The 22550-nt window shown below is 68.1% G+C and carries 23 protein-coding genes and 2 tRNA genes; 23 read left to right on the plus strand and 2 right to left on the minus strand.

The window, feature by feature from the left end; all coding sequences use genetic code 11:
• Nucleotides 1-69: 69 nt before the first annotated feature.
• The 11 genes from E0H92_RS06985 to E0H92_RS07035 are packed head-to-tail and all read left to right on the plus strand — an operon-like array spanning nt 70 to nt 11892.
• Nucleotides 70-963, plus strand: coding sequence for an amino acid ABC transporter permease (locus E0H92_RS06985; protein WP_131495730.1), 894 nt, complete (start codon nt 70-72; stop codon nt 961-963).
• On the plus strand, nt 960-1712 hold the full coding sequence (locus E0H92_RS06990) for an amino acid ABC transporter ATP-binding protein (protein ID WP_131495731.1): 753 nt from the start codon (nt 960-962) through the stop codon (nt 1710-1712). The genes E0H92_RS06985 and E0H92_RS06990 overlap by 4 nt, the downstream gene beginning before the upstream one ends.
• Nucleotides 1712-2644, plus strand: coding sequence for an ABC transporter substrate-binding protein (locus tag E0H92_RS06995; RefSeq protein ID WP_131495732.1), 933 nt, complete (start codon nt 1712-1714; stop codon nt 2642-2644). The genes E0H92_RS06990 and E0H92_RS06995 overlap by 1 nt, the downstream gene beginning before the upstream one ends.
• Before the next feature lie 9 nt (nt 2645-2653).
• Nucleotides 2654-3607 (plus strand): ABC transporter substrate-binding protein, encoded by a 954-nt coding sequence (locus E0H92_RS07000; RefSeq protein WP_131495733.1) that lies wholly within the window; start codon nt 2654-2656, stop codon nt 3605-3607.
• Between the two features lie 9 nt (nt 3608-3616).
• Nucleotides 3617-4672 carry an NADPH-dependent FMN reductase gene (ssuE, locus tag E0H92_RS45455; RefSeq protein WP_131495734.1) on the plus strand — a complete coding sequence of 352 codons (1056 nt, stop codon included), beginning with the start codon at nt 3617-3619 and terminating at the stop codon, nt 4670-4672.
• On the plus strand, nt 4669-5775 hold the full coding sequence (locus E0H92_RS07010) for an LLM class flavin-dependent oxidoreductase (protein ID WP_131495735.1): 1107 nt from the start codon (nt 4669-4671) through the stop codon (nt 5773-5775). The genes ssuE and E0H92_RS07010 overlap by 4 nt, the downstream gene beginning before the upstream one ends.
• Nucleotides 5772-7088 carry an NtaA/DmoA family FMN-dependent monooxygenase gene (locus E0H92_RS07015; protein WP_131495736.1) on the plus strand — a complete coding sequence of 439 codons (1317 nt, stop codon included), beginning with the start codon at nt 5772-5774 and terminating at the stop codon, nt 7086-7088. The genes E0H92_RS07010 and E0H92_RS07015 overlap by 4 nt, the downstream gene beginning before the upstream one ends.
• Complete coding sequence (locus tag E0H92_RS07020) at nt 7085-8989, plus strand: FAD/NAD(P)-binding protein (RefSeq protein ID WP_131495737.1); 1905 nt, start codon at nt 7085-7087, stop codon at nt 8987-8989. Before E0H92_RS07015 ends, E0H92_RS07020 begins: the two co-directional genes overlap by 4 nt.
• A complete protein-coding gene (locus tag E0H92_RS07025; RefSeq protein ID WP_131495738.1) occupies nt 8979-10079 on the plus strand; it encodes an LLM class flavin-dependent oxidoreductase in 1101 nt (366 codons plus the stop codon). The genes E0H92_RS07020 and E0H92_RS07025 overlap by 11 nt, the downstream gene beginning before the upstream one ends.
• Complete coding sequence (locus E0H92_RS07030) at nt 10076-10852, plus strand: DUF1684 domain-containing protein (protein ID WP_131465592.1); 777 nt, start codon at nt 10076-10078, stop codon at nt 10850-10852. The genes E0H92_RS07025 and E0H92_RS07030 overlap by 4 nt, the downstream gene beginning before the upstream one ends.
• Nucleotides 10849-11892 (plus strand): LLM class flavin-dependent oxidoreductase, encoded by a 1044-nt coding sequence (locus E0H92_RS07035; RefSeq protein ID WP_131465594.1) that lies wholly within the window; start codon nt 10849-10851, stop codon nt 11890-11892. The genes E0H92_RS07030 and E0H92_RS07035 overlap by 4 nt, the downstream gene beginning before the upstream one ends.
• Nucleotides 11893-11899: 7 nt before the next feature.
• Here the strand turns inward: E0H92_RS07035 and E0H92_RS07040 are convergent, their stop codons facing one another.
• Entirely contained in the window at nt 11900-12532 is a 633-nt protein-coding gene (locus tag E0H92_RS07040; RefSeq protein ID WP_131465596.1) for a DUF899 family protein, read from the minus strand.
• A gap of 121 nt (nt 12533-12653) precedes the next feature.
• Between E0H92_RS07040 and E0H92_RS07045 the strand changes: the two genes are divergently transcribed.
• From E0H92_RS07045 to rpmG, 4 genes are all read left to right on the plus strand, one after another.
• Nucleotides 12654-13610 (plus strand): NAD-dependent epimerase/dehydratase family protein, encoded by a 957-nt coding sequence (locus tag E0H92_RS07045; RefSeq protein ID WP_165549714.1) that lies wholly within the window; start codon nt 12654-12656, stop codon nt 13608-13610.
• Between the two features lie 123 nt (nt 13611-13733).
• A tRNA-Thr gene (locus tag E0H92_RS07050) sits at nt 13734-13806 on the plus strand.
• A gap of 43 nt (nt 13807-13849) precedes the next feature.
• Nucleotides 13850-13923, plus strand: a tRNA-Met gene (locus E0H92_RS07055).
• A 63-nt stretch (nt 13924-13986) separates the two neighbouring features.
• Nucleotides 13987-14154, plus strand: a complete 168-nt coding sequence (rpmG, locus tag E0H92_RS07060; protein ID WP_130384703.1) for a 50S ribosomal protein L33 — start codon at nt 13987-13989, stop codon at nt 14152-14154.
• A gap of 58 nt (nt 14155-14212) precedes the next feature.
• On the opposite strand, the gene E0H92_RS07065 is transcribed toward rpmG, so the two are convergent.
• Nucleotides 14213-14959 (minus strand): (2Fe-2S)-binding protein, encoded by a 747-nt coding sequence (locus E0H92_RS07065; protein WP_238153109.1) that lies wholly within the window; start codon nt 14957-14959, stop codon nt 14213-14215.
• Between the two features lie 150 nt (nt 14960-15109).
• Between E0H92_RS07065 and E0H92_RS07070 the strand changes: the two genes are divergently transcribed.
• From E0H92_RS07070 to E0H92_RS07105, 8 genes are all read left to right on the plus strand, one after another.
• Nucleotides 15110-15532: an FAS1-like dehydratase domain-containing protein gene (locus E0H92_RS07070; protein ID WP_131465599.1), complete on the plus strand. Its 423-nt coding sequence runs from the start codon at nt 15110-15112 to the stop codon at nt 15530-15532.
• Complete coding sequence (locus tag E0H92_RS07075; RefSeq protein ID WP_131495739.1) at nt 15529-15930, plus strand: MaoC family dehydratase; 402 nt, start codon at nt 15529-15531, stop codon at nt 15928-15930. Before E0H92_RS07070 ends, E0H92_RS07075 begins: the two co-directional genes overlap by 4 nt.
• A complete protein-coding gene (locus E0H92_RS07080) occupies nt 15927-16952 on the plus strand; it encodes a UDP-N-acetylmuramate dehydrogenase (protein ID WP_131495740.1) in 1026 nt (341 codons plus the stop codon). Before E0H92_RS07075 ends, E0H92_RS07080 begins: the two co-directional genes overlap by 4 nt.
• 142 nt (nt 16953-17094) lie before the next feature.
• Nucleotides 17095-17946: a type IV toxin-antitoxin system AbiEi family antitoxin domain-containing protein gene (locus E0H92_RS07085; RefSeq protein ID WP_131495741.1), complete on the plus strand. Its 852-nt coding sequence runs from the start codon at nt 17095-17097 to the stop codon at nt 17944-17946.
• 302 nt (nt 17947-18248) lie between these two features.
• Nucleotides 18249-19421 carry an ABC transporter substrate-binding protein gene (locus tag E0H92_RS07090; protein ID WP_131465607.1) on the plus strand — a complete coding sequence of 391 codons (1173 nt, stop codon included), beginning with the start codon at nt 18249-18251 and terminating at the stop codon, nt 19419-19421.
• A complete protein-coding gene (locus tag E0H92_RS07095; protein ID WP_131286454.1) occupies nt 19421-20356 on the plus strand; it encodes a carbohydrate ABC transporter permease in 936 nt (311 codons plus the stop codon). Before E0H92_RS07090 ends, E0H92_RS07095 begins: the two co-directional genes overlap by 1 nt.
• Nucleotides 20346-21170 (plus strand): carbohydrate ABC transporter permease, encoded by an 825-nt coding sequence (locus E0H92_RS07100; RefSeq protein WP_131465609.1) that lies wholly within the window; start codon nt 20346-20348, stop codon nt 21168-21170. Before E0H92_RS07095 ends, E0H92_RS07100 begins: the two co-directional genes overlap by 11 nt.
• A complete protein-coding gene (locus E0H92_RS07105) occupies nt 21170-22546 on the plus strand; it encodes a hypothetical protein (RefSeq protein ID WP_165549715.1) in 1377 nt (458 codons plus the stop codon). Before E0H92_RS07100 ends, E0H92_RS07105 begins: the two co-directional genes overlap by 1 nt.
• The last annotated feature ends 4 nt before the right edge of the window (nt 22547-22550 follow it).

The following is a 22550-nucleotide window of genomic DNA, read 5'->3' on the forward strand; positions in this document are numbered from 1 at the left end:
CTGCTACCCGCTGCTGCCCTCCGCCGTCGCAGGGCCCGCGAAGCCTGCCCACCGCCAGGGAGTGTCACCGTGTCCACCACATCAGTCACGTCCGCGTCCGGTACCACCGGACCGCCGGCGACCGTCGTACCGCTCGAAGCCGATCTGACCGTCGTCGCCCGGCGGCACCCGTGGCGCTGGGTCGGCGTCGGGGTCGTTCTCGTCCTGCTCGCGATGTTCGTCCACGGACTGGCCACGAACCCGGGCTGGGACTGGCCGACGTTCTTCCAGTTCTTCGCCACCCGGACCGTCTTCTCGGCGCTCTGGGTGACCGTGCAGCTGACCGTGTACGGCACAGTGCTCGGGTTCGTGCTCGGCGCCGTCCTCGCCTCGATGCGGTTGTCCGGCAGCCCGTTCCTGCAGGTAGTTGCCTGGGGCTACATCTGGGCGTTCCGCTCGATCCCGTTGATCGTGCAGCTGCTGTTCTGGTTCAACATCGCGTACCTCTACCAGGAGCTCAGCCTCGGCATCCCGTTCGGCCCGGAGTTCGTGCACTTCAGTACGAACAACCTGTTCGGTCCGCTCGGCGCCGCGGTCCTGGGGCTGGCGCTGCATCAGGCGGCGTACGCCGCGGAAATCATCCGCGGTGGAATCATTTCCGTCGACGCGGGCCAGACCGAGGCCGCGGCCGCGCTGGGCATTCCGAAACACCGGCAGTTCTTCCGGATCGTGCTGCCGCAGGCGATGCGCTCGATCCTGCCGAACGGCGCCAACGAGGTGATCAGCCTGTTCAAGGGCACCTCGATCGTCTCGGTGATGGCGATCCCGGAGCTCTTCTACCAGGTGCAGGTGATCTACGGCCGGAACAGCCGCGTCGTCCCGCTGCTGATGGTCGCCACGGTCTGGTACATCGTCCTGACCACGCTGCTGTCGATCGTGCAGTACTACGTGGAACGCCGCTTCGCGCGAGGTACGACGCGATGATCGACGTCAGGGGTGTGCACAAGAGCTTCGGCGATCTCGGAGTACTGAAGGGGATCGACCTCGAGGTCGAGGCCGGCGCGGTCACCGTGATCCTCGGCCCGTCAGGATCGGGGAAGTCGACGCTACTGCGGTCGATCAACCATCTGGAGAAGGTGGATCGCGGGCTGATCCGGATCGACGGCGAGCTGATCGGGTACAAGCGCCGCGGCGACAAGCTGCACGAGCTACGCGAGCGCGACATCCTGCGGCAGCGGTCGCAGGTCGGGTTCGTGTTCCAGAACTTCAACCTGTTCGGGCATCTGACCGCGTTGCAGAACATCGTCGAGGCGCCGGTGTCGGCGCAGCGCCGCAAGCGCAGTGAGGTCGAGCCGTTCGCGCGGGAGCTGCTGGAGCGGGTCGGCGTCGGTGAGAAGGCCGACGCCTATCCGCGGCAGCTGTCCGGTGGTCAGCAGCAACGGGTCGCGATCGCTCGCGCGCTGGCACTGAGGCCGAAGGTGCTGCTGTTCGACGAGCCGACCAGCGCGCTGGACCCGGAGCTCGTCGGCGAGGTCCTCGACGTGATCAAGGAGCTCGCCCGCGAAGGCTCCACGATGGTCGTCGTCACCCACGAGATCGGCTTCGCCCGGGAGATCGCCGACACGGTCGTGTTCATCGACGGCGGACGGATCGTCGAGTCCGGTCCACCGCGCGAAGTGCTCGACAACCCCGTCCACGAGCGCACCCGTGCGTTCATCTCGAAGGTGCTGTGATGAAACGACTTCTTGTCCTCTCCCTTGCGCTGCTCACCCTGGCTGGTTGCGGTGCTGATGCCACCGCCGCCTCGGACACCGGAGTCAATACCTCCGCCGAGCAGAACCGGGTCACCACCGCGCGCAACGACGCAGCTGCCGCGTTGCTGCCGGCCAAGGTCCGCGACCGCGGCACGCTGATCGTCGGCGCCGGGTTCGGCTCCGGCAGCGTGCCGCTCGGTTTCTACGCCGACGACAACAAGACCCCGATCGGGCTCGAGGTCGACATCGCGTACCTGGTCGCGGAGGCACTCGGGCTGAAACCCGAGATCCAGGTGACGAGCTGGGAGAACCTGTTCGTCGGCCTCGACTCGGCCAAGTACGACGTGGGCTTCTCGAACATCACCGTGACGGAGAAGCGCAAGCAGAAGTACGACTTCGCGACGTACCGGAAGGACGACATCGCGTTCGAGGCGAAGAAGGGCGGGACCTGGCGCGTCACCGGCGCCCGGGACATCGCGGGGAAAACGATTGCGGTCGGATCGGGGACGAACCAGGAGAAGATCCTGGTCGACTGGAACGAGGCCAACGTCAAGGCTGGGTTGCCAGCGGCAACGATCAGGTACTTCCAGAAGAACACCGACACATATCTGGCCCTCAGTTCCGGCCGGATCGACGGGTACTTCGGGCCGAACCCGTCGATCGCCTATCACGTGAAGACCTCCGGCGAGACCGAGGCGATCGGCAAGTTCTCCGGTGCCGGGCCGACGCTGCAGGGCCTGATCGCGGCCACCACGAAGAAGGACAGCGGCCTGGTGCAGGCCTACCAGGCAGCGATCGACGGCGTCATCGCGGACGGCAGCTACGCGAAGGTCCTGGAGCGCTGGAACGTGTCGACCGAGGCGGTCGGCAAGTCCGAGATCAATCCGCCCGGCCTTCCCCTGACGAGCTGAGGACGACTGATGAGAAAACGTTGGATTGCGGTGCTCGGAGTGGTTCTGCTCGCGGCGGCCGCTTGTGCCGATCCGCAGACGCAGCCCGCCGAGAGCAGTGACCCCTCCGTGGTTTCGTTCGACACTTCGGCGGGCCAGAAGCACATCACCTCGGCGAAGGTGGACAGCATCGCGGCCGAGTTGCCGGCCGCGGTGCGGGAGTCCGGAAAGCTGGTGATCGGGAACGGTTCGGCCGGCGGCGGTCTGCCGCCGCTCGGGTTCACGGCGGACGACAACAAGACGCCGATCGGGGTCGAGATCGACGTCGCCTACCTGGTCGCGAGCGTGCTCGGACTGCAGGCCGAGATTGACACGACGAGCTGGGAGAACCTGTTCCTCGGGCTGGACTCCGGGAAATACCAGGTCGGAATCTCGAACATCGGGGTTTCCGAGCTGCGCAAGGAGAAGTACGACTTCGCGACGTACCGGCTCGGGCTGCACGCGTTCGAGGCCAAGCTGGGGTCGGGGCTGAAGATCACCGGGCCGGCGGACCTTTCCGGAAAGAACGTGGCTGTCGGTTCCGGAACGCTGCAGGAAGCGATCTTGGTCGACTGGAACAAGCAGAACGTCGCGGCCGGGCGGAAACCCGCGAACCTCAAGTACTACCAGCAGGCCGCGGACACCTACCTCGCGCTGCAGTCCGGCCGGATCGACCTGTACCTCGGCCCGAATCCCACCGCGTCGTACCACGTCGCGACTCAGCACAAAACCGAGATCGTCGGCACCGTCTCGTCCAGCTATCCGGTGCAGGGCCTGGTCGGGATCACGACGAAGAAGGACAACGGCCTGGTCAAGCCGCTCGCGGACGCGCTGAACGCGGCGATCGCCGACGGCAGCTACGCGAAGGTGCTCGCCAAGTGGGGCCTGCAGGCCGAGGCCGTCCCGAAGTCCTTGATCAACCCGCCCGGTCTGCCGAAGAAATAGGAGAACTCGATGGCGACCATTGCAACGATCTCCAGCAGCCCGTCGGTTCCGTCGCGGACCGACGCGGTGCTCGACTACGTCACCAAGCGCCTGATCAGCCACGGCCACACCGTCACGCCGATCGTCCTCCGCGACCTTCCGGCCGAGCCGTTGCTGCGCGGTCAGGCCGACGATCCAGCGATTTCCGCGGCGGCCGCGCTGCTGGAGGCGGCCGACGCGGTCGTGGTCACGACCCCGGTCTACAAAGCGGCGTACTCCGGTTTGCTGAAGGTGTTCCTGGATCTGCTGCCGCAGTACGCGTTGAAGGGCAAGACCGTGTTGCCGCTGGCAACGGGTGGCACGCCCGCGCATGTGCTGGTGATCGACTACGCGCTCCGGCCGGTGCTTACCAGCCTCGGCGCCGGCGCGATCGGGCAGGGATGGTTCGTCCTGTCCTCGCACGTCCAGCTGTACGACGGCGGCGGGCTGCTGCTCGATCCGGTCGCGTCGGTCCCGTTGTACCAGGTGACGGAGGCGTTTCTCGCGACCGTCGAGGGCGAGCAGCCGGTGGAGAGCACGCCGGTGCAGCTCGCCGCGGTGGAGGCGATCCGGGCGCGGCCGGAGGATCCCGAGGCGGCGCCGTTGCTGGCGGACCTGGTCGTCGAGTACAGCACGCGGTACGGACGGACGAACGAGAACACCCAGCTGACCGAGGTACCGCCGTCGGACTTCCACGTCGAGCGCGGCGGTGTGTTCGTACTGCTGCGGTACGGCGGCCAGACGGTTGCCGGCGGCGCGATCCGTCGGTACGACGACGAGACCGCCGAGGTGAAGCGGATGTGGACGTCGCATCTGCATCGCCGGCAAGGGCTGGGGCGTCGCGTGCTCGCCGAGTTGGAGGCGGCAGCGCTCGATCTCGGGTACCGGCGGTTGTATCTGACGACCGGTCCGCGGCAACCGGAGGCAGCGGGGTTGTACCTGTCGGTCGGGTTCGAGCCGCAGTTCGACACCGAGGCCGATCCCGAGTCGGTCGGCCCGTTGCCGTTCAGCAAGGACCTCTCGGTGGCGTTGAAGGTGGCGTCATGAGCCGGTTCGTCACGGCGATCGAGATCGACGGAGCGGGTGGCGATCCGGGGGCGTGGCGCGGTCCGGAGGTCGATCCGCGGGCGATTCTGACCGGTGAGCTCGCGGTCCGTGCGGCGCAGCGGGCAGAGGCTGCGGGCGTCGATCTCGTGACGTTCGCGGATGCGCTCGAGGCGCCGGCCGACGTACCCGGCCGGGTGAGCGTCCGGCTGGATGCGCTCGGGCTGGCGGCACGGGTCGCGCCGGTGACGCAGCGGATCGGGTTGCTGCCGACGATCACCGTTACGCACACGGAGCCGTTCCACGTACAGGCGTCGGTCGCGACGCTCGACCACATCTCGGGAGGCCGGGCCGGATGGATCGCGGACGTCTCGACGTCGGCCGAAGCCGCTGCGGTGATCGGGCGGCGGGAGCCGGCGCCGGCCGCCGAGACCTGGCGCGAGGCGCGGTACGTCGTCGACGCCGGCCGTCGCCTGTGGGACTCGTGGGAGGACGACGCGATCATCCGCGACGCCGCGACCGGGCGGTTCGTCGACCGGGAGAAGCTGCACTACGTCGACTTCGCGTCGCCGACGTTCAGTGTCAAAGGCCCGTCGATCGTTCCGCGGCCGCCGCAGGGGCATCCGATCACGGCGATCAGGGTCAGCGGGCCGGAGGCGCTGGAGGCAGCCGCAGACGCGGAACTGGTGTTTCTGCCGGATTCCGGCGAGCTTTCCGCGCAGGTACGGGCGCTGCGCTCCGGTTCGGAGTCTGCGGCGGATCGCCGGAGCGTGACGCTGGCGGCGGGCGACGGCAGCCGGAGTGTGGGGCTGACCCCGGATCGGGACCCGCGCGGTCCGATCGTTCTCGTTTCCGTCGAGGTGCGGCCACATGCCGACGGCGTCGGGCGGCTCCTGGAATCGATCGAGCGGTGGGTCGAGGCGGGCGTTGACGGCGTACAGCTTCGGCCGGCGTCGCTCGAGCTCGACGTGCCGGTGATCGCGGAGCAGTTGCTTCCCGTACTGCGGGAACGCGGCCTGGCCGGGTCCGGGGAGCGGGGCGGGAGTTTGCGCGGACGGCTCGGTTTGCGGCGGCCCGTGAACAGGTACGCGAGGAGTACGCGATGACCAAACAGATCCACCTGGCCGCGCACTTTCCGGGGGTCAACAACACGACCGTCTGGTCGGATCCCGCCGCCGGGTCGCAGATCGATTTCGGATCGTTCCGGCAACTGGCGGAAACGGCGGAACGCGGAACGTTCGACTTCTTCTTCCTGGCCGAAGGACTGCGGCTGCGCGAGGTGAAGGGCAGGATCCACGACCTCGACGTGGTCGGCCGGCCCGAGTCGCTCACCGTGCTCAGCGCACTGGCCGCGGTCACGACGCACCTCGGCCTGGCCGCGACCGTCAACTCGACCTTCAACGAGCCGTACGAACTGGCGAAACGGCTCGCGACCCTCGACCACGTCTCCCGCGGACGCGCGGCCTGGAATGTCGTGACGTCCTGGGACGCGTTCACCGGCGAGAACTTCCGCCGCGGCGGGTACCTCGACAAGGGCGACCGGTACGTGCGGGCGCAGGAATCGCTCCGGATCGTGCGGAAACTCTGGGACTCCTGGAGCGGTGACGAACTCGTCCTCGACCAGGCGGCGGGCGCGTTCGCCCGCGAAGGCGCTGGGGCCTTCGCGGACGACGGCCCGCACTTCACGGTCCGCGGGCGGTTCGGCCTGCCGCCGTCGCCGCAGGGCCGGCCGGTGATCATCCAGGCCGGTGACAGCGACGAGGGACGCGAGTTCGCGGCGTCGAGCGCGGACGTGATCTTCAGCCGGCACGGGACGTTCGGGGCCGGGCAGACCTTCTACAAGGACGTCAAGGCCCGGCTGGCGAAGTACGGGCGGGCCGACGAGTCGCTGAAGATCATGCCTGCGGTGACTGTCGTTGTCGCGGACACGGACGCCGACGCGATCGAGAAAGCGGCGTACATCCGGGAACAGCAGGTGTCCGGCCCGACCGCGCTGGTGCTGGCCGAGCTGCTCTGGGGACGCGACCTCTCGGCGTACGACCCGGACGGTCCGCTGCCGGCCGAGGACCCGGTCGTCGGATCGTCGGTGACCCAGGGGCGGGTCGGGTACAACGATCCGTTTCCGATCGTTTCCGAGTGGCGGGCACAGGCGCAGGCACACGGCTGGTCGCTGCGGCAGACCGTCATCAACCAGCAGAACCGGCAGACCTTCGTCGGCTCGCCCACCACGGTCGCGGAGGCCGTCAACCGGCACGTCCAGGAAAACGCTGCCGACGGTTTCGTCCTCGTTCCGCATCTCACCCCGTCCGGCCTCGACGACTTCGTCGACCGGGTGGTCCCGCTGCTCCGCGAGTACGGCGTTTTCCGTTCCGAGTACGGCGGCTCCACGCTCCGCGACCACCTGGGGCTGGAACGATGACGGTGGCCTCGCTGCACACGTGGAAGGAACCGGCTGCGACGGTGGTGTTCGTCGGTGGCGGGCCGCGGACCGCCGGGTTGCTGGAACGGTTCGCGGCCAGCGCGGGCGAGTTGCTCGGCGGCCGCCGGGTCGAGATCCACGTGGTGGATCCGTTTCCGGCCGGCGGCGGACGGATCTGGCGGCGCGAGCAGTCGCGGCTGCTGTGGATGAACTCGATGACGTCCGACGTCACGATCTTCACCGACGAGTCGGTCGAGTGCGACGGGCCGATCGTGCCGGGGCCGGACCTCGCCACCTGGGTCGCAGGCGAGGGCGCGGTGATCCTCGAGAAGGCCGGGCTCGAACCTCCCGGCCCGCTGGACTTCCCACCGCGCCTGGTGCAGGCGGAGTACCTGGCGTGGGTGTGGGAGCGCGTCGTCCGCGATCTCCCCGCGACCGTCGTCACCCATCCGGAGCGAGCCGTCGAGCTCACTGCGGACCAGCGGGTGATCCTCGCGTCCGGACGGGAGATCGCGGCCGACGCGGTGGTGCTCGCCCTCGGCTACCTGGATCGGTTGCCCACGGCATCGGAATCGGCGTGGGCGGCGCAGGCCGCGGACGCCGGGCTGACCTACGTCCCGCCGGGGTACACCGCCGACGTCGACCTGGACGGGTTGTGGCCGCAGGCGCCGGTGATCGTCCGGGGATTCGGGCAGGCGTTCGTCGACCTGATGGTCCTGCTCACCGAGGGCCGCGGCGGCTGGTACGACGAGTGCGAGGGGCTGCTCAGCTATCACCCCTCCGGCGACGAGCCGATCCTGTACGTCGGTTCGCGCCGCGGCGTGCCGTACCACTCGAAGCTCGGTTACACCGTCCCGGGAACGAAGCCGGTGCCGACGCGCTACCTGACGACGGAAGCGTTGGGCGAGGGCCTGCTCGACTTCGATCGTGATGTCGCACCGCTGATCGAGAAGGAACTGGCCTACGCCCACTACCGGCAGCTCTTCGCTGCCCATCCCGAACGCACCCGAGGGTCGTGGGGCGACTTCGCCGAAGCACTCGACCGCTGGTCGCCGTCCCCGTCCCGGGCTGCGAGCTCCACCGCCTTTGGTGCCGTGGTTGCCGCGGGTGTTCCCGATCCGGAGGACCGGTTTGTCCGGGGCGAGGTGGATCGGCCGTTGGCCGGTCGGTTGTTCGAGGATCGGGAAGGGTTCGAGCGGTTTCTCACCGAGCTGGTCGAGAACGATCTGCTGCGGCGCGCGGATCCGGCGTACTCGGCGGATCTGGCCGTCTTCAACGCGTTGCTCAGCATCTACAGCGTGCTGTCGCGGGCGATCACCGACGGCCAGCTGTCGGACGAGGACCGGGTGCGGCGGGTGGAGAACGAGTGGCACGGTTTCTTCTCGTTCGTGGCGAGCGGGCCGCCGCCGCGGCGGCTGGAGGAACTGCTCGCGCTGCACCGGGCCGGCATCGTCCGGTTCGCCGGACCGGAACTTGGCGTTGCCATCGACAACGATCAGTTCGTCGCCACGAGCCCGGCCGTCCCGGGTGAGATCCGGGCACGGGCTTTCGTCGAGGCCCGGTTGCCGCGTCCCGACGTACTCGCGGCCGCCGACCCGTTGCTGCGCGGCCTGCTGGACTCGGGTGGGCTGGCGGCGGATGAACTGTTCGCGGCCGACGGAACCAGTCTCGGCGGCGGTCAGCTCAAGGCGGACTCACGGTGTCGCGCGATCCGCGCGGACGGGTCCACGCAGGAAACGCTGTTTCTGCTCGGGTCGTCCGTTTCCGGATCGGCCGGCTCGTCGGGTTTCTCCCGCCCGCATTTCAACGGTCCCGGCTTCCGGCAGAACGACGCCGTCGCCCGTGACCTGCTCAAGCTGCTCGCACCCACCGTACGGAAGGAAGAACGCCATGCCAGTTGAGTTCCTCGGCATCGCCGGGACCAATCCGGCCAGCGAGGTGACGCCGCGATCCGGCGGTCCGCTGGACCTGGAGTACACCAGCAAACTCGCGCGCGCCCACGAGGACAACGGATGGGACCGCATCCTGTTCGCCTACCACTCGGGTTCCCCTGACCCGGCTCAGGTCGCGGCGTACGTCGCCGGCCGCACCGAGCGAATCAACCTGGTCGTCGCCCACCGGCCGAACGTCGCGTATCCGACGCTGACCGCGAAAACGTTTGCGACCCTGGATCACCTCAGCGGCGGCAGGTTCGAGGTGCACGTCATCACCGGCGGCTCGACCGCTGATCAGGCCGCCGAGGGCGACTTCCTGGCGAAGGACGACCGGTACGGGCGGACGGCCGAGTTCATCCAGATCCTCAAGCAGGCGTGGACCTCGGACACCCGGTTCGACTTCGACGGAAAGCACTATCGGTTCGAGCAGTTCCTCGCCGACATCAAGCCGGTCCAGCAGCCGCGGCCGCGGATCTCGTTCGGCGGCTCGTCCACGGCGGCGTACGCGGTCGGGGCGGCCGAGGCGGACATCTTCGCGCTCTGGGGTGAGCCGCTGGCCGGGACCCGGGAACAGCTGGCGACCATCGACGCCGCGGCGGCGCGGGCGGGGCGGACCGACCGGCCGACGATCCAGATCGCGTTCCGGCCGATCCTGGCGCCGACCGAGGAACTCGCCTGGGAGAAGGCGGAACGCATTCTCGGCCGGATCAAGGACGTGCAGGCCGGGGGTGTTCCGGCGAGCGCCCGGCTGCGGTCGAAGACCCCGGAAAACGCCGGATCGCAGCGGTTGCTGAAGGCGGTCGCAGCCGGTGAGCGCCACGATCGCGCGCTCTGGACGGCGCCGACCGGGCTGACCGGTGGCGGCGGAAACTCCACGGCACTGGTCGGAACGCCGGAAACCGTGGCCACCGCGCTGCTCGACTACTACGACCTCGGGATCCGGATCTTCTCCGCCCGCGGCTACGACATCTACGACGACGCGATCGACTTCGGCCGGTACGTGATCCCGCTGGTCCGGTCCGAGGTCGCCCACCGCGAACAAAGGAAAGCGTCATGACGGTCGTTTCCGACTTGGAGCAGGACTGGCAGACCTGGCACGCGGCGCGCGAGCGCGACCTGGACACCGACTACGGCTGGCTGTCCATCGTCGCTTTCGACTGGCTGTCGGCCACGCCCAGCGCGATCGAGGGTCTGGCCGGACAGTGGTGGGCGGACGGCCGAGCCCACGTCACGGCGTCCGGCGAACTGACGGCGGGCGGAGAACCCGTCCACGGAACGGTTTCCGCGAGCGTTCCGGAAGCCGGCTCACTCAGCTGGCTGCTGCACGGAAACCGGTTGGCGGAACTCGTTCTCCGCGGCGGCCGGTACGCCGTCCGGCAACGGGACCCGGGCGCCGCGACGCGGAAGGGTTTCAGGGGCGTACCGACGTACCCGATCGACGACGCCTGGACGGTGACCGGGTACTTCAGCCCGTATCCGAAGGCGCAGCGGGTGGAGGTGTCGACGGCGCGCGACGACCTGCGTCAGCACATCACCGCGGTCGGGACCGTGCACGTGGCGCTGGGCGGTGCGGCCTACGAGTTGGTTGCGACTGCTGCGGGTGACAGCCGGCTCACCCTCTCGTTCCACGACCAGACGAACGGTGAGGAGACGGCGCCCTGGCGGACGGTGACGACCGGGCCGGTGGAGCGGGACGGGTCGGTGCGGATCGACTTCAACCGGACCATCAACCTCCCGTTCGCGTTCACGGCGTACGGGACCTGCCCGGCACCCGTACCCGGCAACCGCCTCGGCCTGCCGGTGACCGCGGGCGAGAAGAAGCCACGATGAAGTTCTGTACGTACACGCTGATCGACAACTCGCCGGACCCGATCAGCGGCGTGCAGCTGACGCCGTCCGAGCGATTCCGGCGCGTCGCCCAGCAGGCGCAGTGGGCGGAGGAGCTGGGCTTCGACGCGTACGGCGTGGGGGAGCGGCACGCGCAACGGTTCATCTCGTCGTCGCCGCCGGTCGTACTGTCCTACATCGCGGCGGTGACATCGCGGATCCGGCTCCTGACCACGGTGACGGTGCTATCGCTGCTGGACCCGGTGCGGGTGGCGGAGGACTACGCGACGCTCGACCAGCTGTCGGGCGGACGGCTCGACATCATCATCGGGAAGGGCAACGACCCGGACCAGAACGCGCTGTTCGGGTATGAGCTGGACGGACAGTGGGACCGGAACCGGGAGAAGTACGAGTTGCTCCGGCGGCTGCTGCGGGAAACGGGAGTTTCCTGGTCGGGGCAGTACCGTCCGGCGCTGACGGACGCGACCACGCAGCCGCGGCCGTACCGGCCGGAAGGCATCCCGCTGTGGCACGGATCGGCGTCGTCGACGGAGTCCACCGAGCTCGCGGCGCGCTGGGGTGACCCTCTGTTCTCGGCGAACGGGTTCCATCCGCTGGAGAAGTACGCCGGGCTGATCCGGCACTACCGGGAGCGTTGGGAGGCGTACGGGCGGGACCCGGCGGCCGCCGTCGTGGGCGCCGGGTTCAACGGGCTGTATTTGAAGAAAACGTCGCAGGAAGCGGTCGAGGGCTACCGGCCGATCTTCGACGCGTTCATGGACTCACCCGGCGCCCGGCACAACCAGTTGCCGTTCCACACGCTGGAGGAGTTCCTCGACGGCGGATCGGTGCTGGTCGGGTCGCCGGAGCAGGTGATCGACAAGTTCGGCCGGTACCAGGAAGCGTTCGGGCACGAGCTTTCCGGGATCTCGCTCGAGGTCGCGGGACTCCCGGAGGAGGACAACCGGGAGTCCGTTGAGACTTTCGTCACAGAGGTCATGCCGGTACTGCGTTCGTCGTACCCGAGCCGCGTCTGGACCTAGGGCACTTCTAGCCGTACGTCGGTGTCTGTGGCCAGCCGGCTGGGGAGTCCTCCCAGTCCTGTTGGCGGCCGTACGCGGCGAGGTCGGAGACGTTGGTGCTGAACAGCAGGCGGTCGACGCCGCGCTGGCCTGTCGTGTAGGTGCGGAAAACGTTGTCGCCGTCGCGCAGGAACATGCTCAGCAGGAAGCCGCCGCCGACGCCGCAGTCGGCGGAAAACGTCGTACCCGCCGAGGACGCGAACGGGATGTGCTCCCAGCCCATCTGCTTCCAGTACCCGGCCATCTGCTCGATCGGCATGTCGGAAACGGTCGCCCAGGCCACGTCGTTGCCCGCCAGGCCCGTGAGGTTGACGACGTTCTTGGTGAAGCCGGTGCAGCCGGGGCAGAACGCGTCCGGGCCGGCGTCCATGAACTGGTACAGCGCGAGTTGGCGGTGCTCACCGAACAACTCCAGCAGCGTGACCGGCCCGTCCGCCGCCGCGAACGTGTACTCGCCGAACCGCACCATCGGCAGCCGTCGCCGCTGGGCCGCGATCCGGTCCAGGGTCCGCGTGGCCTCCTTCTCGGCGACCAGCAGTTCGGCGCGAGCCGCAGCCCACTCCTCGGCCGGCACCACCGGCGGCATAGCTGTCTCGGACATCTGTGCTCCTCTCGTAGGTTCTGTCAGTAGGACGAAGCCGTTCGAGGGTTCTCGACATCTGATGTCTGCTCGCCGCAGACGAATCTGGGCCCTGGCTACCAGGACGGGTAGGACTGTGTCCATGCGGATCGCGATCTTGGGTGGAACTAGGTTCATCGGCCGGGCCGTCGTCGAGCGGCTGGTGCGGGAAGGGCATACGCCGCTGGTGGTGCACCGCGGCGACCACGAGCCGGACGATCTGGTGCCGGATGATTTGGTGCCGGTCGAGCACGCGCACGTCGACCGCCACGACGGGACGGCGTTGGCCGCCGCGCTGAAGCCGTTCGATCCCGAGGCGCTCGTCGACATCTCGGGGATGAACGCGGCGGCCGCCGACGCGGCCCTCGGCGCGGTCGGGCCGTCCGTGAAGCTCGTCGCCATTTCCAGCGGCGACGTCTACCGCGCGTACGACGGCCTGCACTCGGACCGTACGACGGACGCGCTGCCGCTGACCGAGGAGTCGCCGCTGCGCGAGCGTCGGTTCGTCGACGGACCGGAGTACGAGAACCTGGAGATGGAGGAGCGGTACCTCCCGGCCGGCGCGACCGTGCTTCGCCTCGGGGCGGTGTACGGCGAGCACGACTATCAGCGGCGCTTCGAGTTCGTCCTGCGGCGGGTCCGGGCGGGGCGGCGGCGGATCCCGGTCGGTTCCGGGCAGTTCCTCTTCAGTCGCGTGTACGTCGGCGACGTCGCAGCCGCAGTGTCCTTGGCGCTGGGTGGCGACCACCCCGGTGCCTTCAACGTGGTGGAGCCGTCGACCGCGCCGTACCGGCTGTTCGCCGAACAGATCCTGGCGGCGGCGGGCGCCGAGGACACGGAACTGGTGCGGGTGCGGGACGACCTGCTGCCGTCGGATCTGTCGCTCACCGGGGCGATCGACCAGCACCTGCTGATGGACCAGTGGAAGGCGCGCACGGTGCTCGGGTGGGCTCCGGTGGATCCGGCGGAGACGCTGCGTGCCGCCGTGCAGTGGCACCTCGCGCATCCGCCGACGGACGCCTCGGCCGACTTCGCCGAGGACGACGCCGTACTGGACTGAAAATTGGTCAGGAGCACTCCGCGGAACCGGTATGCTTTCCGGGACGGACTGAGGGGCCTGCAAGGTGTGGCCGGCTCGATTTCACATCGGGGCGGCGGACCGTGTAATCTCTCTCCTCGGCCCGCCCCTTTAGCTCAGTCGGCAGAGCGTCTCCATGGTAAGGAGAAGGTCTACGGTTCGATTCCGTAAAGGGGCTCTGAGAACGGCATCCCACCTCCGGGTGGGAGCCCAACTCACCCGGCGGGGTAGCTCAGGTGGTTAGAGCACACGGCTCATAATCGTGGTGTCGCGGGTTCGACTCCCGCCCCCGCTACCGACTCAGTATTTCGAGAGTGCGATCACCCAAGTTGCGTACTCATGACCCGAAGAGGTAGCAGTGGCCAAGTCGACCGACATTCGCCCGAAGATCACGCTGGCGTGCACGGTGTGCAAGGAGCGGAACTACATCACCAAGAAGAACCGGCGCAACGACCCGGATCGTCTTGAGCTGAAGAAGTACTGCCACCGGTGCAACGACCACACGGACCACCGCGAGACCCGCTGACCTCAGCTCTTTCGCAAGGGCCGCTTCGGACTCCCGAAGCGGCCCTTTGCTTGTTCCCTCACACGGTCAGAATCGGGCGGCCGCCCTCGTACGCCGTGAGACGCTCGTCACGGGGAGTGAGGCAGCAGGAGCCGCAGAGCGTCCCGTTGCCGACGTCGCTCGTGTAATACAGACAGCACGTGTTCCGCAGGTAGACGAGCTTCCCGCCCGCCACTTCCACCTCGCCGAGCCGCGCGAGGCCGCCCGGCGCCTTTGCGACGAAGGTCCGCCAGCGCTCGAGCAGGTACGCCGGCTCCACCGTGACGTCCTCGCGCGTCGCGGCGCAGAATCCCATCGCGACGCCGGCCGCGACACCGCCGTACACCTGCCGTAGCCCCGCTCGCGTCCGCCGGTGCAGTTCCTCGGAAAGTGGCAGCAGGTGTTTCCGCAGTACGACGTCGTACAGCGTTTTCAGCCCACCGGGCAGGAAATCCGCGGAACGGACCGCGACCGCCGCGATTCCGTGGCCGTCGTGCGGCCGGACCCACAGGTTCTCCGGGCGGATGTCGAGGACGCGGCCCTCCAGCGCCCACAGCAGGAGCGCCGTCGCGGGCGCGCGGCCGGCGTAGAACGACATCATGCTGAGCGCGTTCGCATGCGCCGTACGGTGACAACTGGCCTCGTCGTCGCGCTTCAGCAGTTCGGTGAGCTCAGGGCTGCCGGGCTCCAGGATCCGGTCCACCCGCAGCCACTCGGAGCCCTCCGGCTCGCCGATCTCCAGCCGGTACCGAGGCGCGTACTTCGCCAGCGCGGCCACTGCCGTCACGTTCCACCTTCTCCGTCGGAATCATGGGCGGCGGAAACCCGGGGAAGAGCGTACCTGGCAGCCCCACGCCTACTGTCCGCCGAGCACCTGCTCGCTACGGCGTGGGACTGCCAGGCACGCTCTGGCAGTCTGCCAGTAGGGTTAGCGGATATGACGATCGACGCCACGATGGTCGGCCGGAGTTACGCGGCCGCCGAGTCCTACCAGGTCGGCCGGGAGAAGATCCGGGAGTTCGCCGACGCGATCGGCGACCGTAACCCGGCGTACCGGGGCGATGACGCGATCGCGCCGCCGACGTTCGCGTTCATGGTCGGCAGCCGCGCGCTCGAGGAGCTGCTGAACGACGAGGAACTCGGCCTGCGGCTGGACCGGATCGTGCACGGCGCGCAGAAGTTCAGCTACACGCGTCCGATCAAGGCCGGTGACACGATCTCCGCGACCGCCACCATCACCACCGTGCGCAAGGCCGGTCCCGTCGAGGTGATCATGTACGAGACCACCCTGACCACCGTCGACGGCGAACCGATCGCCACGGCGACGTCGACCCTCTCGCACAACCGGGCGGACGCATGATCGAGGTTGGTACTGAGCTTCCGCCGCTGACCGTCACGCTGCGGCGCGAGGACCTGGTCCGGTACGCCGGGGCCAGCGGGGACTTCAACCCGATCCACTGGAACGACCGGATGGCGGCGGCGCTCGGCCTCCCGGGTGTGATCGCGCACGGGATGCTCACGATGGCGTCTGCGGTGCGCGTCGTCACGGACTGGCTCGACGATCCGGCCGACCTGGTCGAGTACGGCGTACGGTTCACCAAGCCGGTCGTCGTACCGGATGACGACAAGGGCGCGAATGTGACGTTTTCCGCGAAGGTCGACAAGGTGGCGGACGGCCTCGCCGAGATCGACATCACCGCGGTTGCCGGCGAGGAGAAGGTGCTCGGCCGGGCCAGGGCGGTCGTGCGGGTCCGGTGAGTACGCACGTGTCGCTGGCTGACTACACCACGCTGCGGATCGGTGGTACGGCCGACAAGTTCGTCGAGGTCGGTACCGAGGACGACCTGATCACGGCGGTCCGGGACGCCGACGCGGCCGGGGAACCGGTGCTGCTCCTGTCGGGCGGCAGCAATGTGGTGATCGGGGACGACGGTTTCCGCGGGACCGTGGTGAAGGTCGCGACATCCGGGATCCGCGTCGACGCGTCCGCCTGCGCCGGGGCGATGGTGCACATCGCCGCCGGGGAGGACTGGGACGGCGTCGTCCAGCGCGCGATCGCGGAGGAGTGGAGCGGGCTCGAGTCGATGTCCGGCATCCCCGGGCTCGCCGGGTCGACACCGGTGCAGAACGTCGGGGCGTACGGTCACGAGGTCGCGGAGACGGTCGCGTCCGTCCGGGTCTGGGACCGGGTCGCCGGCAAGGTGGAGACGATCTTCGCGGCCGACTGCGGGTTCAGCTACCGCAATTCGCGTTTCAAGGCCGACCCGTCGCGGTACGTCGTACTCGAGGTCGCCTTCCAGCTGACCTTGGGTGATCTGTCCGCGCCGGTCGGGTACGCCGAACTTGCCCGGGTACTCGACGTCGAGCCGGGATCGCGCGCGCCGATGACCGAGGTCCGCGAAGCCGTCCTCGGCCTGCGCCGCGGCAAGGGCATGGTGCTGGACCCCGCCGACCACGACACCTGGAGCGCGGGCTCCTTCTTCACGAACCCCCTCCTCGACACCCCCCCCGAGGTCCCCGCCGGCGCGCCCCAGTGGCCGCAGCCCGACGGCCGCGTCAAAACCAGCGCCGCCTGGCTCATCGAACACGCCGGCGTCTCCAAGGGCTTCACCATCGGCAACGCCGCCGTCTCCACCAAACACACCCTGGCCCTCACCAACCGAGGCCAAGCCACCGCCAAGGAACTCCTCACCCTGGCCACCCACGTCCGCACCCAGGTCCAGCAATCCTTCAACATCACCCTCATCAACGAACCCGTCCTGGTGAACTGCACCCTGTAAGAACAGGAAGTACTGCCCGCTGAGCCGTTCCTGATCGGCCGGCTGAGCGTGCCGGGCCTACACGGGGGCTACTACATCCTGTCGTTAGCGGGCCTGTGGACAACTTCCGGCGCGGTCGCGGCGAATCCCGCAGTATCGCTGGGTGACCGTTGCCGCCGAGATCCTGGCCCGGCTAGGTGGCTGTGCGACAGCCGCGCAGCTGGCTGGGTTGGTCTCGGCCGGGGTCTTGAAGGCGGCGGTGCAGCGGGGCGAGATCGAGCGGCTCGCGCGTGGTGTCTACGGCCTGCCGAGTCTCGGACCGGACCGACTTGCTGCGGTCGCCTACGACGGCGTCGTTTCGTACAGCAGCGCCGCAACGGCCTGGGGGCTGCCGCTGCTCGTACGGCCGGAGAAGCCCCATGTCACTGTTCCCGCGAACCGCAGGCCGCGCCCGGGCCGCCCAGCTGAGCTGCACTGGGCGGCGGTCTCGTCGGCGGAGCGTGATGCTCGGCTGACCGGCCTGCTGCGAACAGTCCTCGATTGCTCGCGGCTCCTACCGTTCGGCGAGGCGCTCGCGGTGGCAGACGCGGCGTTGGGCACCGGCAGGCTGGCGAAGGACGAGCTGGAAGCGGCTGCCGAGGCGATGCGCGGACCGGGCCGGCCGAATGCGGTTCGGGTCGCCGCGGCGGCCGTCACGCGGTCGGAGAGCTTTCTGGAGTCGATGTTGCGGAGTCTGTTGATCGACGCCGGGATCGACGAGTTCGAGCCGCAAGTCGTCGTGTACGCCGGCGGTATCCGGGTTCGCGTCGATCTCGGGCATCGGCGGGCGCGGATCGCGCTGGAGGCCGAGGGATACGAGTTCCACGGCTCGCCGGGCGCGTTCGCTGCGGATTGCCGACGGTACGACGACCTGGTCGCTGCCGGTTGGTTGGTGCTGCGGTTCACCTATCAGCAGGTGATCGGGGATCCGGCCTGGGTGATTGAGACCGTTCGCAGCGCGCTCACGGCGCGTTAACGACAGGAGGTAGGCCTGTCGATCCGTCTGAGGTACGCGGGTGATCAGACGCGAGTGGCTGGCGGGAGGTGCTACCTCCTGTCGTTAGCGGCGGCTGAAAAAGATTTGCGTAAGGGGTGAGCACAGGGGGCTTGGATTGCTAATCTTTTGCGCAATCTGGTGGGAGGTGGAGTGTGAGGCGTAAAGGGTTTTCTCGGCGGGAGGTGTTGGCCGGGGTGGGGGCAGGGTTGGCTGCTGCTGTGGTGCCGGGGTGTTCCGGTGGTGACAGTGGGCGGTCTGGGGCTCTGCAGGTGTGGGGTGGGGTGCCGGCGGCGTCCGGGCCGGCTGATGTGGTGAAGGCGTTCCAGGCGAAGTTTCCGCAGTACAAGGTGAACTACACGCGGTTCGTGAACGACGACCGCGGCAACCTCAAGCTCGACACCGCCCTCCAGGGCGGCGTCGACATCGACGTGTACTTCACGTACTCGCAGGGCGCGATGGCCTTGCGGGCCGGGTCCGGCCTGGCGGCAGACCTGACCGATCGGGTCAAGGCCGACCCGGACCTGCAGGTGTTCCTCGACACCGAGCAGCCGCGGTCGTACATCGACAACGGCAAGGTGAAGGCGCTCGCCACCGCGCGGGAGCCGTTCTTCGTGCTGTTCAACGAGAAACTCCGGCAGCAGGCCGGCGTCGAACTCCCGCAGGCGTGGACGATCGACGAGTTCCGCGCGACGGCTCGCAAGCTCACGACCGACAAGACCGTCGGCACGTACACGCTGCCCGACATCGCCCGGATCGCCCTCGGACCGAACTACTGGTACGACGGAAACCGGTCGAACTTCGGCGATCCGCATTTCGAGCAGGGTTTCCGCATCGGCCGCGAGATGATCGCCGAGGGTACGGCGTTCCCGTGGACCGAGGTGCTGTCCCGGCACCTGGACGCGTACCAGCAGAACTCGTTCCTCGGCGAGGAGTTCCACCTCTGGTCGACCGCGCCGTTCAACCTGCGCTACCTGTACGACGCGAAGAAGTACCCGCACGACTTCAAGGTCGCGTTCGCGCCGTCGCCGACCGTCGACGGCCAGAACTGGAACGGCGGCTCGTTCAGCAACTTCATCATGGTCAACCCGAAGTCGCCGAAGTTCGAGGCGGCCTGGGCGTTCGTGAAGTTCTGGCTGACCGAGGGGGCGACTCCGATGCTCAAGGGCGGCAAGATGCCGGCACTCGGCAACGTCACCGACGAGCAGATCGTTTCCGGAATGCTCGGAAAAGAGCCGGAAAAGTACTTCGATCTCGACTCGTTCCGGCGCGTCGTGCTGGCGGCCGATCCGAAGCTCGCCACCGACACCCGGCTGACCGGATTTCCGGAGATTTCCCTGGCGGTGAAGCAGCAGCGCGACCTGTGCTGGCTCGGCGAGAAGGACCCGGGGGTCGCGATCCGTGAGGTACGGCGGCTCGCCGACGCCGCGATCGCCCGTAACGAGAGGAGGCCCTGATGGCCACCGCCACGGTCGTCGCGGCCGGTACCAAGGCCCGCACCGAGCAGGGTTCCGGGATCCGCCCGTCCGGCTGGATCGGATTCCTGTTCATCGCCCCGAACCTGCTCGGCGTACTCGCGTTCACATTGATCCCGCTGATCAGCGTGGTGGTGCTCGCCTTCACGGACTGGAACCTGGTGTCCGGCCTCGGCGGCATCACCTTCAACGGCATCGACAACTTCGTCGCGATCGCCCGCGACCCCGGGTTCTGGCACGCGATCGGCCTGACCTTGGTGTACGTCGTCGTGTCGGTCCCGCTCACCGTCGTCCTCGGACTCGCCCTCGGGATCGCGCTCAACCGCCCGCTCCCGGGCCGCGCCGTCCTGCGGGCGATCTTCTTCCTGCCGTACATCGTCAACGTGGTCGCGATCGGCATGACCTGGCTGATGCTGATGAATCCGAAGGCCGGCCTGGTGAACCAGGTGCTGGACGCGTTCGGGATCCAGCCGGGATGGTTCGCCTCCTCGCACTGGGCGCTGCCGGCGCTGATCGTGATGGCGGTGTGGGGAGGTGTCGGGTACTGCTCGCTGATCTACCTGTCCGCGCTGCAGGACGCGCCACGACAGCTGTACGAGGCGGCCGATATCGACGGTGCGTCCGCGTGGTCGAAATTCCGCGTGATCACCTGGCCGTCGTTGCTGCCGACAACGATCTTCCTGCTGGTCACCCTGATCATCGGCGCGTCGCAGGGCTTCGGCCTGATCGCGCTGATCACCGCGGGCGGTCCGGGGGACGCGACCACCACGATCTCGTACTACATGTACCAGACCGGCTTCCAGTTCTACCGGTTCGGCTACGCGTCGGCGATCGGCCTGGTGACCTTCGTCGGCGTACTGGTCCTGACCCTCGTCACCTGGCGGGCGCAGCGCGGGAGGGCTCTCAATGACCAGTAAATACAGCAAATGGATCTGGGGCGTTCCGCTGTGGATCCTCGCCATCGCTTTCCTGGCGCCGTTCGCATGGATGATCTCGACCGCGCTGAAGGCGGACGTGGACGCCTACAAGATCCCGATGCAGTGGATCCCGGACCCGTTCCAGTGGGACAACTTCAGTACGGTCCTGAGCGGGGCGACCTCGGTGTTGCCGGCGTTCGGCCGCTCGGTGTTCGTCGCGCTGCTGCGGGTCGCGGGGGAGCTGATCACCGCGACGATGGCCGGCTACGCCTTCGCCCGGATGTCGTTCAAGGGCCGGGACAAGTTGTTCCTGCTGTACCTGGCGACGGCCATCATTCCGGCCCAGCTGCTGCTCGTTCCGCGGTTCATCTACTTCCAGAAACTCGGGCTGTACGACACGCTCTGGGCACTGATCCTGCCCGGAATGTTCACCGTGCTCGGCACTTTCCTGATGCGCCAGTTCTTCGTCAGCCAGCCGTCCGAGTTCGCCGAGGCGGCCCGGATGGACGGCGCGAACGAGTGGCGCGTGTTCACCCGGATCTACTTGCCGTTGGCAACGCCGGTGATGAGCGCGCTCGGCATCCTCGCGTTCGTCTGGTCCTGGAACGACTACGAGACGCCGCTGGTGCTGATCAGCAACCCGGACCGGTACACGCTGCCGCTCAGCCTGACCAACTTCGTCGACGAACAGGGCCAGATCGCGCCCGGCCTGACGATGGCCGCCTCGGTGATCTCGATCGTGCCGGTGCTGATCGTGTTCGTCGTCCTGCAACGCCGCTTCATCGCCGCCATGACTCATACAGGGATCAAATGATGCAGAACGTTTCAGGGGTTTTTCCGCATCTCGCGCAGATCGGCGACTTCGGTCCGCCGCGCAGCGAGCTCGGTATCGGTTCGCTGATGCCGTGGAACGGGAAGCTCTACGTCCAGAACTACAACTCCCACAAGGCCCCGTCCGGTGCGGGGGTCAGCCTGCGCCGGGTCGACGCCGACCTGTCGATGGAAATCGTTCCGGAAACTCTCGGCGTGGACGGAACGTACACCAACCGTTTCGTGCATTTTCCGACCTCGAAGCTGGTCCTCGGGCCGCACGTGATTTCCGCGGACCACAAGATCGTGACGGTCCCGGAGCTGCAGCCGCTCCGGGTGTGCGGTACGGCGCGGCACCTGACGAAACCGGACACGCACGTCTACGTGCTCGCGATGGAGGGCGAGCTGTTCGAGCTCGACGTCACGACGTACGAGTGCACGCAGCTCTTCGATCTCAACGACGAGCTCGGGACCGACGGCGAGATGAAGGTCCACTACAAGGACTGCTACACCTCGTTCGGCCGGCTGGTGGTGTGTTCCAACGAGTATTCCGAGCCGGAATGGGCCGGTGAGCGGTCGCGCGGACGACTTGCGGAGTACGACGGCCAGGAGTGGAAGATCCTGCGGGACGATCCGTTCACCGCGATCGGCGGACGGCACGAGTTCGGCGGGACGATCTTCGCGACCGGCTGGGACCGGGCGTCGGCGATCCTCGAGGTGTTCACCGAGGCCGACCAGCAATGGACGCGGTACCGGCTGCCGAAGGCGTCGCACTGTTTCGACCACAAGTGGCAGACCGAGTGGCCGCGGATCCGTGAGGTCGAGCACGAGCGGCTGCTGCTGGACCACCACGGACTGTTCTACGAGCTGTCGCCGTGGGCGTACGGCGGCCGGATCTGGGGCGTCCGCCCGATCTCGACGCATCTGTGGGTGCTGGGCGACTTCTGCTCGTGGCGCGGGATGCTCGTGGCCGGCGCGGACAACGCTTCGCCGAGTCACGGGCTCAATCCGACGACGGCCGAGCCGCAGTCCGGGTTGTGGTTCGGGAAGACCGACGACCTATGGAGCTTCGGGAAGCCGGCCGGATGGGGCGGGCCGTGGTGGGAGACAACGGTTTCCGCCGGCGTTCCGTCCGATCCGTACCTGATGACGGGCTTCGACGGAAAGTGCCTGCACCTGGAGAACTTCTCCGACGTCCCGCTGCCGATCACGGTCGAGATCGACTTCCACGGGCACGGCCGGTTCGGCGCGGTGGAGACGTTGACGGTCGAGCCGGGGCAGGTTCGGTCACACGTTTTCCCGCCCGGGTTCAGTGCGCACTGGGTGCGGGTGGTGAGTGCCGCCGACGGGGTCGCGAGTGCGCAGTTCGTCTATACGTGATGAT

The organism is Kribbella speibonae (assembly GCF_004331375.1).
Classification (GTDB): Bacteria; Actinomycetota; Actinomycetes; order Propionibacteriales; family Kribbellaceae; genus Kribbella; species Kribbella sindirgiensis.

What these genes read in the sequence shown, in the direction of transcription:
- E0H92_RS07100 (WP_131465609.1), top strand. Translation starts at nt 20,346, where the DNA reads ATGACCAGTAAATACAGCAAATGGATCTGGGGCGTTCCGCTGTGGATC.
- E0H92_RS07025 (WP_131495738.1), top strand. Translation starts at nt 8,979, where the DNA reads ATGCCAGTTGAGTTCCTCGGCATCGCCGGGACCAATCCGGCCAGCGAG.
- E0H92_RS07040 (WP_131465596.1), bottom strand. Translation starts at nt 12,532, where the DNA reads ATGTCCGAGACAGCTATGCCGCCGGTGGTGCCGGCCGAGGAGTGGGCT.
- E0H92_RS07000 (WP_131495733.1), top strand. Translation starts at nt 2,654, where the DNA reads ATGAGAAAACGTTGGATTGCGGTGCTCGGAGTGGTTCTGCTCGCGGCG.
- E0H92_RS07095 (WP_131286454.1), top strand. Translation starts at nt 19,421, where the DNA reads ATGGCCACCGCCACGGTCGTCGCGGCCGGTACCAAGGCCCGCACCGAG.
- E0H92_RS06995 (WP_131495732.1), top strand. Translation starts at nt 1,712, where the DNA reads ATGAAACGACTTCTTGTCCTCTCCCTTGCGCTGCTCACCCTGGCTGGT.
- E0H92_RS07105 (WP_165549715.1), top strand. Translation starts at nt 21,170, where the DNA reads ATGCAGAACGTTTCAGGGGTTTTTCCGCATCTCGCGCAGATCGGCGAC.
- E0H92_RS06990 (WP_131495731.1), top strand. Translation starts at nt 960, where the DNA reads ATGATCGACGTCAGGGGTGTGCACAAGAGCTTCGGCGATCTCGGAGTA.
- E0H92_RS07035 (WP_131465594.1), top strand. Translation starts at nt 10,849, where the DNA reads ATGAAGTTCTGTACGTACACGCTGATCGACAACTCGCCGGACCCGATC.
- E0H92_RS07020 (WP_131495737.1), top strand. Translation starts at nt 7,085, where the DNA reads ATGACGGTGGCCTCGCTGCACACGTGGAAGGAACCGGCTGCGACGGTG.
- E0H92_RS07070 (WP_131465599.1), top strand. Translation starts at nt 15,110, where the DNA reads ATGACGATCGACGCCACGATGGTCGGCCGGAGTTACGCGGCCGCCGAG.
- E0H92_RS07015 (WP_131495736.1), top strand. Translation starts at nt 5,772, where the DNA reads ATGACCAAACAGATCCACCTGGCCGCGCACTTTCCGGGGGTCAACAAC.
- E0H92_RS07030 (WP_131465592.1), top strand. Translation starts at nt 10,076, where the DNA reads ATGACGGTCGTTTCCGACTTGGAGCAGGACTGGCAGACCTGGCACGCG.
- ssuE (WP_131495734.1), top strand. Translation starts at nt 3,617, where the DNA reads ATGGCGACCATTGCAACGATCTCCAGCAGCCCGTCGGTTCCGTCGCGG.
- E0H92_RS07045 (WP_165549714.1), top strand. Translation starts at nt 12,654, where the DNA reads ATGCGGATCGCGATCTTGGGTGGAACTAGGTTCATCGGCCGGGCCGTC.
- E0H92_RS07075 (WP_131495739.1), top strand. Translation starts at nt 15,529, where the DNA reads ATGATCGAGGTTGGTACTGAGCTTCCGCCGCTGACCGTCACGCTGCGG.
- E0H92_RS07010 (WP_131495735.1), top strand. Translation starts at nt 4,669, where the DNA reads ATGAGCCGGTTCGTCACGGCGATCGAGATCGACGGAGCGGGTGGCGAT.